Source organism: Citrobacter europaeus, assembly GCF_037482245.1.
GTDB classification, from domain to species: domain Bacteria; phylum Pseudomonadota; class Gammaproteobacteria; order Enterobacterales; family Enterobacteriaceae; genus Citrobacter; species Citrobacter europaeus.
This window is the reverse complement of the sequence record NZ_CP148084.1, coordinates 378,031-391,631: the sequence shown is the minus strand read 5'-3', so window position 1 is coordinate 391,631 and position 13,601 is coordinate 378,031. Positions and strand designations below refer to the sequence as shown.

The 13,601-nt window shown below is 54.0% G+C and carries 14 protein-coding genes; 6 read left to right on the top strand and 8 right to left on the bottom strand.

From position 1 onward, the window contains the following. Positions 1-15: 15 nt before the first annotated feature. The 5 genes from argD to ppiA all read right to left on the bottom strand — a co-directional run bounded on the left by argD (position 16) and on the right by ppiA (position 3,352). A complete protein-coding gene (gene argD, locus WHR59_RS01810) occupies positions 16-1,233 on the bottom strand; it encodes a bifunctional acetylornithine/succinyldiaminopimelate transaminase (protein WP_043018553.1) in 1,218 nt (405 codons plus the stop codon). An 85-nt stretch (positions 1,234-1,318) separates the two neighbouring features. Further along, a complete protein-coding gene (pabA, locus tag WHR59_RS01805) occupies positions 1,319-1,882 on the bottom strand; it encodes an aminodeoxychorismate synthase component 2 (protein ID WP_043018554.1) in 564 nt (187 codons plus the stop codon). A 31-nt stretch (positions 1,883-1,913) separates the two neighbouring features. Next, complete coding sequence (locus WHR59_RS01800; RefSeq protein WP_338843547.1) at positions 1,914-2,516, bottom strand: putative adenosine monophosphate-protein transferase Fic; 603 nt, start codon at positions 2,514-2,516, stop codon at positions 1,914-1,916. Next, positions 2,506-2,673, bottom strand: a complete 168-nt coding sequence (locus WHR59_RS01795; RefSeq protein WP_003827708.1) for a YhfG family protein — start codon at positions 2,671-2,673, stop codon at positions 2,506-2,508. Before WHR59_RS01795 ends, WHR59_RS01800 begins: the two co-directional genes overlap by 11 nt. Positions 2,674-2,779: 106 nt before the next feature. Further along, the gene (ppiA, locus tag WHR59_RS01790; protein ID WP_003023595.1) at positions 2,780-3,352 is read right to left on the bottom strand and encodes a peptidylprolyl isomerase A; all 573 of its coding nucleotides are present in this window, start codon (positions 3,350-3,352) and stop codon (positions 2,780-2,782) included. A 264-nt stretch (positions 3,353-3,616) separates the two neighbouring features. Here ppiA and tsgA point away from each other — a divergent pair, with 264 nt between their 5' ends. The 6 genes from tsgA (at position 3,617) to WHR59_RS01760 (ending at position 10,754) form a co-directional block, all read left to right on the top strand. Beyond that, positions 3,617-4,798 carry an MFS transporter TsgA gene (gene tsgA, locus WHR59_RS01785; RefSeq protein ID WP_043018556.1) on the top strand — a complete coding sequence of 394 codons (1,182 nt, stop codon included), beginning with the start codon at positions 3,617-3,619 and terminating at the stop codon, positions 4,796-4,798. A 271-nt stretch (positions 4,799-5,069) separates the two neighbouring features. Continuing rightward, positions 5,070-7,613: an NADPH-nitrite reductase large subunit gene (gene nirB / locus WHR59_RS01780; protein ID WP_043018557.1), complete on the top strand. Its 2,544-nt coding sequence runs from the start codon at positions 5,070-5,072 to the stop codon at positions 7,611-7,613. Further along, a complete protein-coding gene (gene nirD, locus WHR59_RS01775) occupies positions 7,610-7,936 on the top strand; it encodes a nitrite reductase small subunit NirD (protein WP_043018558.1) in 327 nt (108 codons plus the stop codon). Before nirB ends, nirD begins: the two co-directional genes overlap by 4 nt. 183 nt (positions 7,937-8,119) lie before the next feature. Continuing rightward, positions 8,120-8,929 (top strand): nitrite transporter NirC, encoded by an 810-nt coding sequence (nirC, locus tag WHR59_RS01770; RefSeq protein WP_043018835.1) that lies wholly within the window; start codon positions 8,120-8,122, stop codon positions 8,927-8,929. A gap of 11 nt (positions 8,930-8,940) precedes the next feature. Next, positions 8,941-10,314 (top strand): siroheme synthase CysG, encoded by a 1,374-nt coding sequence (cysG, locus tag WHR59_RS01765; RefSeq protein WP_043018559.1) that lies wholly within the window; start codon positions 8,941-8,943, stop codon positions 10,312-10,314. 269 nt (positions 10,315-10,583) lie between these two features. Next, positions 10,584-10,754: a YhfL family protein gene (locus WHR59_RS01760; protein ID WP_003827690.1), complete on the top strand. Its 171-nt coding sequence runs from the start codon at positions 10,584-10,586 to the stop codon at positions 10,752-10,754. Positions 10,755-10,823: 69 nt separating this feature from the next. On the opposite strand, the gene WHR59_RS01755 is transcribed toward WHR59_RS01760, so the two are convergent. From WHR59_RS01755 to WHR59_RS01745, 3 genes are read right to left on the bottom strand one after another with little or no spacing between them, the layout of a single operon-like run. Then, complete coding sequence (locus tag WHR59_RS01755) at positions 10,824-11,918, bottom strand: aminotransferase class I/II-fold pyridoxal phosphate-dependent enzyme (protein WP_338843546.1); 1,095 nt, start codon at positions 11,916-11,918, stop codon at positions 10,824-10,826. 13 nt (positions 11,919-11,931) lie between these two features. Continuing rightward, the gene (locus WHR59_RS01750) at positions 11,932-13,236 is read right to left on the bottom strand and encodes a YhfT family protein (protein WP_075145553.1); all 1,305 of its coding nucleotides are present in this window, start codon (positions 13,234-13,236) and stop codon (positions 11,932-11,934) included. 11 nt (positions 13,237-13,247) lie between these two features. Further along, the gene (locus WHR59_RS01745; protein ID WP_087051954.1) at positions 13,248-13,601 is read right to left on the bottom strand and encodes a DUF2620 domain-containing protein; all 354 of its coding nucleotides are present in this window, start codon (positions 13,599-13,601) and stop codon (positions 13,248-13,250) included.

Here is a 13,601-nt window from a genome sequence, read left to right as displayed (position 1 = left end):
GCCGCCATCCGGCAATCAGCCCACCACCTTCGCGACAGCCTGCGCGAAACGCTGCATCCCTTCATCGATATCCGCCTGCTCTACCACCAGCGACGGCGCGAAACGCATTACGTCCGGCCCGGCGTTCAGCACCATCACCCCTTCGTGCGCGGCGGCATAGAGGAAATCGCGCGCCCGGCCTTTAAACTGCGGCTTCAACTCGGCGCCAATCAGCAGCCCCATCCCGCGAATATCGCTGAAAATGTCGAACTGTTGATCAATCTTGTGCAAATGCTGGACAAACGTCTGACGTTTGGCCTGAATGCCTCCCAGCACTTCCGGCGTGTTGATGATATCAAACGCTGCACCCGCTACCGCGCAGGCCAGCGGGTTACCGCCGTACGTGGAACCGTGCGACCCCACGTGGAACGCGGAGGCAATCTCCTGAGTGGTCAGCACCGCGCTCACCGGGAAACCGCCGCCGAGCGCCTTCGCGCTGGTGAGGATATCCGGCGTCACGCCGTAGTGCATATAGGCAAACAAATCGCCGGTACGCCCCATCCCGCTCTGCACTTCATCAAATACCAACAGCGCCTGGTGCTGGTCACAGAGTTCGCGCAAACCTTGCAGGAATTCCGGCGTAGCCGCAGTGACGCCGCCTTCTCCCTGAATTGGCTCAACCACCACCGCGCAGGTGTGATCGTCCATCACCGCTTTTACCGCATGCAGATCGTTAAACGGGACATGGATGATATCTGCCGGCTTTGGTCCAAAGCCGTCGGAGTATTTCGGCTGCCCGCCAACAGAAACGGTAAACAGCGAACGGCCGTGAAACGCATTATGGAAGGCAATGATTTTGGTTTTGAACGGGCTATGACGCACACAGGCATAGTGGCGCGCCAGCTTAAAGGCGGTTTCGTTGGCTTCCGTACCTGAATTCATGAACAGCACGCGCTCGGCGAAGGACGCATCAATGATTTTACGGCCTAAACGCAGCGCAGGTTCATTGGTGAAAACGTTGCTGGTATGCCACAGGGTTTCCCCCTGGGTTTTTAACGCCTCAACCAGTGCCGGATGGCAATGCCCTAGCGCGGTAACTGCAATGCCGCCCGCGAAATCAACATACTCTTTGCCCTGTTGATCCCAGACTCGACTCCCTTTTCCTTTTACCGGGATAAACTCAGCCGGTGCATAAATCGGCAGAATCACTTCATCGAATGTCGCGCGTGTAATAGCAGTTTGTTCAGTTGCCATGTCATTACCACCCTGTTAAGCAGAAATGCTAGTGAAATTATAATCACAAAATATGAATAAAAAATCACTGAATAGCAACCACAATTCAGCGATTGAGGAAATTAGCCAGCAGCTGATGCCCCTGTTCGCTGAGAATACTCTCCGGGTGAAACTGCACCCCTTCCATATCCCACTCACGGTGACGAATGCCCATAATCTCCTGCGTTTCACTCCAGGCCGTCACTTCAAAGCAGTCAGGAAGCGTTTCGGGGGCAACCACCAGAGAATGGTAGCGCGTCACCGTTAATGGGTTGGCGAGTCCCTGAAAAACGCCCTGCCCGTTATGCGTAATCGGCGAGGTTTTACCGTGCATCACTTTTGCCGCCCGAACCACGCTCGCGCCAAAGGCCTGCGCCATCGCCTGGTGACCGAGACACACGCCCAGCAGAGGGATGTTGCCCGCGAAATGGCGAATTACATCCAGCGAGATACCGGCGTCATCCGGCGTGCAGGGTCCTGGGGAAATCACGATTTTTTGCGGGCTCAACGCATCGATTTGCGCCAGCGTCAGCTCGTCGTTACGCCTGACAAGGACATCAGCGCCCAGTTCGCAGAAGTATTGGTACAGGTTCCAGGTAAAAGAATCATAGTTATCAATAAGCAGGATCATGGCGGCTCCGGTACATAAGAACCGCGCTATTCTACTCAGTTTCCGGGGCTTCGCTTACCACTTTACGAAATATCGCCTGCAGCGCAGACAAGTCACCCATCGCCCCGCTCTGATTAGCCAGATTCCACTCCTCAACCGGGATGTCATCCCAGCTCAGCATATACCCGGCATGAATCGCTAATTGTTCGAAGAAAATACGCTGCGCCAGGCCGCTGCCAATACGAAACGGATGCAGCACGTTGATTTCGCAATAATAGTGTGCAAGACGATCGACAAACTTGTCTTCCGGCAACCCCACCAGCCAGGACTCATCTTCCAGGTCCTGCATCAACGTATTGCCCTCTTTCTCGATATAAGCGAAATGGCAAAAACGGGTATCGCCCTGGTAGATATCGACTTCCCGCAGATGTCCCGCCCAGTCAAAAATATCCCGATACAGCTGGCGATGAATGGCGCACAGATGCGGCAATCCCCGTTTAAGCGGGCCCAGCTCGATAGTGGCCGCACGCAGCGCCGTCAGTTCATAGGCCGCCAGCGTCAGTCGTTGCGCCTGATGGATCCCCAGACGGTTACGCATGACATTCAGGCCCGGATACAAATAGGGGTCGCGTCCATCACCGAATTTATCGCTCATAGTGCCTCCTCAACTCTTCAAGACGCGCCAGGGCGTCTTCAGCACTCAGAGTAACCCGTGGAATATCCACACCTTCCAACCGCCGACTGGCCTGGAAATTGGCATTTCGTCGTTGTTCCCAGAGCCGGGACTTTTGTTTATCGGTGAGTTTTTTCACATGACCTCCCTGAATGAGCCGACACTTGCCACAAGTATAAGCAGCAATTTCGGGTTACGCAGAGAAGGGAGAGAACGCGGGCGAGAACTGCCCGCGCAAAATACGGTTATGGCAGGACTTTAGCAGACAGGATAACAATCGGTTTTGACGGAACATTCTGGTAAGGACCGACATCATGGGTCTGTACCTGAGAGATCTTATCCGCGACATCCATACCTTTCACAACTTTACCGAAGACAGCATAGCCAAAGTCGCGCTGGCCGTGATCGAGGAACGCATTGTCCGCAATGTTGATAAAGAACTGGCTGGTCGCGCTGTCTTTATCCGCTGTACGCGCCATAGCAATCGTGCCGCGGGTGTTACGCAGTCCGTTATCGGCTTCATTCTTGATTGGCGGGTTAGGTTTCTTCTGCTGCATCTGCTCGGTAAAACCGCCGCCCTGCACCATGAAGCCAGGGATCACGCGGTGGAACGTAGTGTTGTTATAGAAACCGCTGTTGACATAATCGACAAAGTTTTGCACTGAAACCGGGGCTTTCTGACTGTTCAGCTCCAGCTCAATGTTACCGGCAGAGGTTGTCAGCAGGACATGCGGGTCACCTTTTGCTGCCAGTGCTGCGGGAGAAAGAGCAGAAAGAGCGAGAACAGCTGCAACAGCCGCCAGAGTCGATTTGAGCATGAGAATTCCTTAACAAGAGCAGAAATGAAGCAAGTGAATTGATTCTAAAGAGCCTTCAAGAACAAGGCCATCCCTTTACTTAATTTTACGTACTTGAAACAAATGTAACCTTATAGCCCCAAGCCTCAATGCGATCTAGATCACATAAAAAAATGTAACGGAGCTGGTAATTGCCAATAAACATTTAAATGCATCACTAAAACGCCTAAAATCTGCCCGCTCACGGCGCAGTCAATGCGCCTCCCACTTCTATACAGGCCAGTCATGACTAACAGCAATCGCATCAAGCTCACATGGATTAGCTTTCTCTCCTACGCCCTGACAGGCGCGTTGGTAATTGTCACCGGGATGGTGATGGGAAACATCGCAGAGTACTTCCATTTGCCCGTTTCCAGTATGAGTAACACCTTCACCTTTCTGAATGCCGGCATTCTGATCTCTATCTTCCTGAATGCCTGGCTGATGGAAATTGTGCCCCTGAAAACCCAATTGCGCTTTGGCTTTATCCTGATGGTTCTGGCGGTCGCCGGACTGATGCTCAGCCATAGCCTGGCCTTGTTCTCAGCCGCCATGTTTGTACTGGGTCTGGTGAGCGGTATCACCATGTCGATTGGTACGTTTCTGGTGACTCAGATGTACGAAGGCCGCCAGCGCGGTTCTCGTCTGCTGTTTACTGACTCCTTCTTCAGCATGGCTGGCATGATTTTCCCGATGGTGGCCGCGTTCCTGTTAGCGCGCAGCATCGAATGGTATTGGGTCTATGCCTGTATCGGCCTGGTATACGTCGCCATTTTCCTGCTGACCTTCGGCTGCGAATTCCCGGCGCTGGGCAAACACGCGCAGCAACCGGACGCGCCGGTAGTGAAAGAAAAATGGGGTATTGGCGTGCTGTTCCTGGCGATCGCCGCACTGTGCTACATCCTCGGTCAGTTGGGCTTTATCTCCTGGGTGCCGGAATACGCCAAAAGCCTTGGCATGAGCCTGAACGACGCAGGTAAACTGGTCAGCGACTTCTGGATGTCTTACATGGTTGGCATGTGGGCGTTTAGCTTTATCCTGCGTTTCTTCGATTTGCAGCGCATCCTGACCGTACTGGCGGGTCTGGCCACCGTCCTGATGTATCTGTTCATCACCGGTACGCCGGAGCATATGCCGTGGTTTATTCTGACACTGGGCTTCTTCTCCAGCGCGATTTATACCACCATTATTACTCTCGGCTCCCAGCAGACGAAGGTCGCATCACCTAAACTGGTTAACTTCGTTCTGACCTGCGGCACCATTGGTACTATGCTCACTTTCGTGGTAACCGGCCCTATCGTGGCGCACAGCGGACCGCTGGCAGCATTACAGACGGCCAACGGCTTGTATGCCGTGGTATTCGTGATGTGCTTCATCCTTGGGTTCGTCACGCGCCATCGCCAGCATAACGTGCCAGCAACGCATTAATCTCACTGCCGGATGGTATCTGCGCTATCCGGCACATTCTCACTCCATCTGCCTTTCACTGGTCATGTAGGCCAATTCTTACAAAAGCCCCTTAAATTGTATGCTTTTTATACAAACACGAAAAGTCAGTTAATTCCGTTACTTATAAAAATGCTGACAAATCAGTTATATACCTCTTAAGGAGTATATAAAGGCGAATTTGATTTGCATCAATAAGCGGGGTTGCTGAATCGTTAAGGTAGGCAGTAATAGAAAAGAAATCGAGGCAAAAATGAGCAAAGTCAGACTCGCTATTATCGGTAATGGTATGGTCGGCCATCGCTTTATTGAGGATCTTCTTGATAAATCCGACGCTGCCAATTTTGATATTACCGTCTTCTGTGAAGAACCCCGCAAAGCGTACGACCGTGTACACCTGTCCTCCTACTTCTCCCACCACACCGCCGAAGAGCTTTCTCTGGTGCGTGAAGGATTCTACGAGAAGCACGGCGTTAAGGTGTTAGTGGGCGAGCGCGCAATTACCATCAACCGCCAGGAGAAGGTGATCCACTCCAGCGCGGGTCGTACGGTCTATTACGATAAGTTGATCATGGCGACGGGCTCTTACCCGTGGATCCCGCCGATTAAAGGTTCGGAAACCCAGGACTGCTTCGTTTACCGTACCATCGAAGACCTCAACGCCATTGAGTCTTGCGCACGCCGGAGCAAACGCGGCGCCGTCGTCGGGGGTGGCCTGCTGGGCCTGGAAGCCGCCGGCGCGCTGAAAAGCCTCGGCGTTGAAACCCACGTGATTGAATTCGCCCCAATGCTGATGGCTGAACAGCTGGATCATATGGGTGGCGAGCAGTTACGTCGCAAAATTGAAAGCATGGGCGTGCGCGTGCACACCAGCAAAAACACCAAAGAGATCGTCCAGGAAGGCACCGAAGCGCGCAAAACCATGCGTTTTGCCGACGGTAGCGAACTGGAAGTCGATTTCATCGTCTTCTCTACCGGTATTCGTCCACGCGACAAACTGGCCACCCAATGCGGCCTGGACGTCGCTCCGCGCGGTGGTATCGTGATTAACGACACCTGCCAGACTTCTGACCCGGATATCTATGCCATCGGCGAATGCGCCAGCTGGAACAACCGCGTGTATGGTCTGGTCGCTCCAGGCTACAAAATGGCGCAGGTTGCCGTTGACCATATTCTCGAAACCGAAAACGCCTTTGAAGGCGCGGATCTGAGCGCCAAGCTGAAGCTGCTCGGCGTTGACGTCGGCGGGATTGGCGACGCACATGCGCGTACGCCGGGTGCCCGTAGCTACGTCTATCTCGACGAAAGCAAAGAAGTCTACAAACGCCTGATCGTTAGCGAAGATAACAAAACCCTGCTCGGCGCAGTTTTAGTCGGCGACACCAGCGATTACGGCAACCTGCTGCAGCTGGTGCTGAACGCCATCGAACTGCCGGAAAACCCGGATTCACTGATTCTGCCAGCACACGCGGGTAGCGGTAAGCCGTCTATCGGTGTCGATAAACTGCCGGACAGCGCGCAGATTTGCTCCTGCTTCGATGTCACCAAAGGCATGCTGATTGCCGCTATCAACAAAGGCTGCCACACCGTTGCAGCGCTGAAAGCTGAAACCAAAGCCGGTACCGGCTGTGGCGGGTGTATCCCGCTGGTAACGCAGGTCCTGAACGCCGAACTGGCGAAACAGGGTATCGAAGTTAACAACAACCTGTGCGAACACTTCCCGTACTCACGTCAGGAACTGTTCCATCTCATCCGCGTAGAAGGCATCAAAACCTTCGAAGAGTTGCTGGCAAAACACGGGAAAGGCTACGGCTGTGAAGTGTGTAAGCCGACCGTCGGTTCTCTGCTGGCTTCCTGCTGGAATGAGTACATCCTCAAACCGCAGCACACGCCTCTGCAGGACACCAACGACAACTTCCTGGCGAACATCCAGAAAGACGGTACCTACTCCGTGATCCCGCGCTCTGCGGGTGGTGAGATTACCCCTGAAGGGCTGGTGGCCGTGGGCCGTATCGCGCGTGAATTTAACCTGTACACCAAAATCACCGGTTCTCAGCGTATCGGCCTGTTTGGCGCGCAAAAAGACGACCTGCCGGAAATCTGGCGTCAGCTGATTGAAGCGGGCTTCGAAACCGGCCACGCGTACGCCAAAGCGTTGCGTATGGCAAAAACCTGCGTGGGCAGCACCTGGTGCCGTTACGGCGTCGGCGATAGCGTCGGCTTCGGCGTAGAACTGGAAAATCGCTACAAAGGCATTCGTACCCCGCACAAAATGAAATTCGGCGTCTCCGGCTGTACCCGTGAATGTGCCGAAGCACAGGGTAAAGACGTGGGTATCATCGCCACAGAGAAAGGCTGGAACCTGTACGTTTGCGGTAACGGCGGGATGAAACCTCGTCATGCGGATCTGCTGGCGGCGGATATCGATCGCGACACGCTGCTCAAGTACCTTGACCGTTTCATGATGTTCTACATCCGTACCGCCGACAAACTGACCCGTACCGCACCGTGGTTAGACAATCTGGAAGGCGGTATCGAGTATCTGAAATCTGTCATCATCGACGACAAGCTGGGTCTGAACCAGCACCTGGAAGAAGAGATGACCCGTCTGCGTGAAGCGGTGGTCTGCGAATGGACAGAAACGGTTAACACCCCATCCGCGCAGGTTCGCTTCAAACACTTTATCAACAGCGAAAAACGCGATCCAAATGTCCAGGTTGTGCCTGAACGTGAACAACATCGTCCGGCCACGCCTTATGAGCGTATTCCGGTGACTCTGGTGGAGGAAAACGCATGAGCCAGTGGCAAAACATCTGCAAAATCGATGACATTCTGCCTGCAACAGGCGTCTGCGCCCTGTTAGGTAGTGAGCAAGTTGCGATTTTCCGCCCGTATCACAGCGACCAGGTGTTTGCGATCAGCAACATCGACCCGTTCTTTGAGTCCAGCGTACTTTCTCGTGGGCTGATTGCTGAACATCAGGGCGAGTTGTGGGTCGCCAGCCCGCTGAAAAAACAGCGCTTTCGTTTAAGCGACGGCCTGTGCATGGAAGACGAACAGTTCTCCGTGAAACATTACGAAGCGCGAGTGAAAGACGGCACGGTACAACTGCGCGGTTAATAAATTTTTGGGAGGCGCAACGCCTCCCCTTTTTTGACGTATTTGCAGGTCTTTTATTGGTAGGCCTGATAAGCGTAGCGCCATCAGGCAATTGCAAAAGCACATTGCCGGATGGCGGCATAAATGCCTTATCCGGCCTACGGTTACGATTTTTTTTATTTTTTGTACTTCAAGGATAATCAAATGTTTACTGACACTATCAATAAGTGTGCGGCTAATGCTGCGCGCATCGCACGCCTGTCGGCTAATAATCCGCTCGGATTCTGGGTCAGTTCGGCAATGGCAGGGGCTTATGTCGGTCTCGGCATCATCCTTATTTTCACCCTCGGCAATCTGCTCGACCCGTCCGTACGTCCTCTGGTGATGGGGGCAACCTTTGGCATCGCTTTAACGCTGGTCATTATCGCCGGTTCGGAATTGTTTACCGGTCACACCATGTTCCTGACGCTCGGCGTCAAAGCGGGTACCATCAGCCACGGCCAGATGTGGGCTATCCTGCCGCAAACCTGGCTGGGTAACCTGGTCGGCTCCGTGTTTGTCGCCCTGCTTTACAGCTGGGGCGGCGGCAGCCTGCTGCCGGTTGATACCAGCATCGTCCATTCGGTTGCGCTGGCGAAAACGACCGCGCCTGCAACGGTGCTGTTCTTCAAAGGCGCGCTGTGTAACTGGTTGGTTTGTCTGGCAATCTGGATGGCAATCCGTACCGAAGGCGCGGCAAAATTCCTCGCTATCTGGTGGTGTCTGCTGGCGTTTATTGCTTCCGGCTACGAGCACTCGGTTGCCAACATGACGCTGTTTGCCCTCTCCTGGTTCGGTCACCACAGCGAAGCTTATACCCTGTCAGGAATTGGTCATAACCTGCTGTGGGTGACACTCGGTAATACTTTGTCCGGTGTCGTATTCATGGGATTGGGTTATTGGTATGCTACGCCAAAATCGGAGCGTCCTGTTCCGGCAAAAATCAACCAGCCAGAGGCTGCTGCCAATAATTAAGGGGTAATGTCGTGGATCATTTGCCTATATTTTGTCAACTACGTGACCGCGACTGCTTGATCGTCGGCGGTGGTGATGTCGCAGAACGCAAAGCGCGCTTACTGCTGGAAGCGGGCGCACGTTTAACGGTTAATGCGCTGGCGTTTATTCCGCAGTTCAAAGTATGGGCAGATGAAGGCATGCTGACGCTGGTTGAAGGGCCATTCGATGAGTCTCTGCTCGACGCCTGCTGGCTGGCTATCGCCGCCACCGATGACGATACCGTCAACCAAAGCGTCAGTACCGCCGCAGAATCACGCCGTATATTCTGCAACGTGGTCGATGCGCCAAAAGCAGCCAGTTTTATCATGCCCTCCATTATCGACCGCTCGCCGCTGATGGTGGCGGTCTCCTCCGGCGGGACATCGCCGGTGCTTGCCCGTCTACTGCGTGAAAGACTTGAATCCGTATTGCCTCAGCATCTGGGCCAGGTCGCGCAGTATGCCGGCAAGTTGCGTTCCCGAGTGAAGCAACAGTTTGCCAGCATGGGAGAGCGTCGTCGCTTCTGGGAAAAATTGTTCGTGAATGACCGCCTGGCGCAGTCGCTGGCGAACAGTGACCAGAAAGCCGTCGAGGAAACCACCGAGCAGTTGCTTAGCGAACCGTTGGATCATCGCGGGGAAGTGGTGCTGGTTGGCGCCGGTCCTGGCGATGCCGGACTGCTGACGTTGAAAGGACTACAGCAGATCCAGCAAGCAGATGTCGTGGTCTATGACCGTCTGGTGTCCGACGACATCATGAACCTTGTACGCCGCGATGCGGACCGGGTCTTCGTCGGTAAACGCGCGGGCTACCACTGCGTACCGCAGGAAGAGATTAACCAGATCCTGCTGCGTGAAGCGCAACAGGGTAAACGCGTCGTGAGACTGAAAGGTGGCGATCCGTTCATCTTTGGCCGCGGCGGCGAAGAGCTGGAAACCCTGTGCCACGCCGGTATTCCATTCTCCGTTGTGCCGGGTATTACCGCTGCTTCCGGGTGTTCCGCCTATTCCGGCATTCCGCTGACCCATCGTGATTACGCCCAGAGCGTACGTCTGGTTACCGGACACCTGAAAACCGGCGGAGAGCTGGACTGGGAAAACCTGGCGGCAGAGAAACAGACGCTGGTGTTCTACATGGGTCTGAACCAGGCGGCCACCATTCAGGAAAAACTGATCGAATTTGGTATGCAACCCGATATGACTGTCGCGTTGGTAGAAAACGGTACTTCTGTGAAGCAACGCGTCGTCAACGGGGTACTGACGCAGCTCGGCGAACTGGCGCAGCAGGTTGAAAGCCCGGCGCTGATTATCGTCGGTCGTGTGGTAGGCCTTCGCGATAAGCTGAACTGGTTCTCGAACCATTAATCTAGTTTCTGAAGATGCCCTGATATTCAGGGCATCTATTTATCCCCCAGCAGAAATAAATAAAAAACGAACCGCGCTATATACTCTCCTCAATAATCCGACTATTAATCATTAATTAAAATATAAGCATCCAGCAATCTAATTCATTAATTATATAAAGCTTATCATGTCCTTATCCGGACTACTTAAAGTTTATTTTAGTTGATATCTTAACCGCCGAGAAATGGATTTCATCCATTTAAAAATAGATCTCTTACAAGGATTTTAACATGCTGAAATTTGCAAAAATCACCCTCGTTGCTGGTGTTCTGGCTACGCTGACCGCGTGTACTGGCCATATCGAAAATACAAAAAATAACTGCAGCTACGATTACTTCCTGCATCCAGCGATTTCAATTTCTAAAATTATTGGTGGCTGTGGTCCGGCTGCAAACCAGTAATAAAAGCGATTGCGCAGATACAAAAAAAACCGGGAATTTCCCGGTTTTTTGCATTTATAGATTAGATGCTCATTCACATGCTATCGCACTCACGCTCTCGCGCAGAATACGTAGCACGGTCTGTTCTCCACTTCGGTTTGGATTAATACGAATCGCATAATCACCCAGCAACGGATTCGCTTCGCGAAACGTCCCCGAAAGGCGATAGAACAGCGGAGGGATCTCATACTTCGACTCAGCTCCCACCGGGTATGGCAGCGCGCCTCTCTCTTGCGCCGCTTTCAGCACGCGGGCGGCAATCGGCTGATGAAACTCCACGATCAGCACCTTCGACTGGGCATTGGCGATGACGGCCTTTTTCACCTCGGGTAGCGCTCCGCTATTAAGCATCGTCAGCAACCGTTCAGCAACGCCAGCCTGTACCGCATGCATCACCGGCGCGAAAACCAGACCACGAAGCACCTCCAGCGCCTGCGCCCCCTGAATCTGGCTGCCGCCGGAATAAAGCGTCGCGCGGATTTTCGCGATAGCTTCCGCCTTGCCGACCACCGCCCCGACGCCCTCCGGGCCGAAGAGTTTAAAGCACGAAAAAGTAGACAGCGTCGCCCCAAATTCACAGCCAATACCGTCAACTTTCATCACCGCGTAGTTGTCATCGGTTAACGTCGGTACGCCGCACCGCGCGATTTCCGCCAGCACCTCGGCTAACACGTAACAATCCTGCGGTTGCTGACGCGTATGCTGCACCAGCGCGGCGTCAGGACGATGCTGCGTAATCGCCTGGGTGATTGCCGGGAGGCAGTTAAAATCCGCCCTCACCAGGGTAATGCCCATCTGCTCGACAAGCACCTGGGTTGTAGGATACACAGGCGCATCGTGAACTAACAGCCGCTGGCCGGGTTTGAGCAGCGCAGCCAGCCCGGCGCGAATAGCCCCGGTGCCTGCGCCCTGAACCAACGCTGCGGCCTCAGCGTGAAACGCCTCGGCTAGCACCTTTTCCACGCGTTGCGTCACCCGAGGCTGATTCAGCCCCGGGGCCAGCCCTATATCACCACCGGCCAGAAAATCAGCGCCAGGAAAGTGAAGGCAAAGCGTATCCACCAGCGCAAACTGCTTTTGCTGTGCCTGCGCAAGCGTCAGGCTTTGCAGAGGGAACGTCTTCATGTTTTACGCCTCCTCAAGCCGGAACAAACAGACCAAACCAGTAAAGAATATTCAGCACAATACCGGTGATCATTACCGCTACGACCGGAGCCGCCATCTTCTGAACCGGACGCCCTATCGATTCGTTGAGGAAGTAAATCGCTACCGCAATTGAGAAACCGGTGTAGCCTGCCATCTTGATGGCGGCAAAAATCGAGCCTACCAGCAGCGCCATTTCCATCAGCATATTCATCGCATTACGAATATTGTCCGATGCGTTACGCACTGACGGATAACGTCCCAGCCATTTGCCAATAGAGCGCAGCAGCAACACTTCCGCTGAAATCACGATAGCGCCAAGGATTGCCGCTATCCACGGGTTCGGCGCCAGGTAACCTACGGAGAACACGAAGGTAAAACCCGCTACCGCATACACGCCCGTCGCCAGCGCGGTTGTCGCAATCATCGGTACAAAACCCAGCCCGCGCATAAACTCCGCCAGGGCCGCCTGATTCACCAGCGTCTGCGACTGCTCCGGCGAAATCCCAGCCGAATACGCTTTTTCCAGCGTAAAAATTGAAACCTCGCTGCCAGCGAAAATCTTCATACTGGCGACGGCGGCAATCAACGCGCCGACAATGGCGATATACGGCAGGTTTTTAATAATCCGCGAGGTTCGTTCTTCAAAGACCGATAGCCCGCTGGCATCCATCTCGTCATCGCCGCGGTGGCGAATATCATGCGTAATGGCGATCGCCAGCAGCATCATCATCCCCACAAAAATCTCAATTGATTCCGGGTTCAGGTGTGGGAAGTAACGCACCACCACCACGCGGGTCATCAGTACCACCACCGCCGCGATAATGCTGTGCTTCCAGCCAAACTGGTAGAAAATCGCCACCAGCGGGAAGAGTGCGAATGCGGAAACCACCGGAGAACTCAGTTCACCGAGGCTACCCAGTACATCAACCGGCAGCGCCGTGAGCAGATGGTTCACCGGCAGCAGGCAGGTCAGAATCAATACGCCCCAGATAGCGCCCAGACCGAACGCCAGCAGGCTGTTCATCGCCAGCACGCCGAGAATATCCGTCGGCAGGAACAGCAGCCAGGCGTTGAGCAAGCCGGTTTTGAGGGTAAATGAGATCCCCACCGACGCCACAAAGCCGATACTCAGACCAAACGCGATACTCCCCGCCTCACGGCGATTCATGTACCCCTCGATCAGCTGCGGCAGAATCGGGCGGATACCGTCATGAAAGACGGCCGCCGAGCGATGTGCCAGAAGTGACGTCATGCCGGTCAGGCAGGCCACCACCACAATCTGAATATACAGATCCATAGTCATGCCTTTTATTTCAAATGGTTAACCAGCATCGGAATCGCATGTTCAACATGTTCGACGGAGAGACCAAAAGCCACTTTCCCTTCCGCAACCATTTTTGCGATATGTTCGTCTTTCGCCTTAATACCCGGCCTGGCGATAGTGCAGCTTTTGTTGTAGCCAATCACCGCGATGGCAATCGACAGCGCCGCGCCCGCGCCGGTGTTACAAGCGCCGATGTAGTAATCCAGCAGTCCGGATTTCACTTTCATCGCCGCTTCCATGTCGTTATGAATGGATACTTCAAAGCAACCCGGAGCTGCGGTTTCAATGGTCTTTTTAATCTGCTCACGCTGTAAGCCAGCAACGCCAATCTTTTTCAT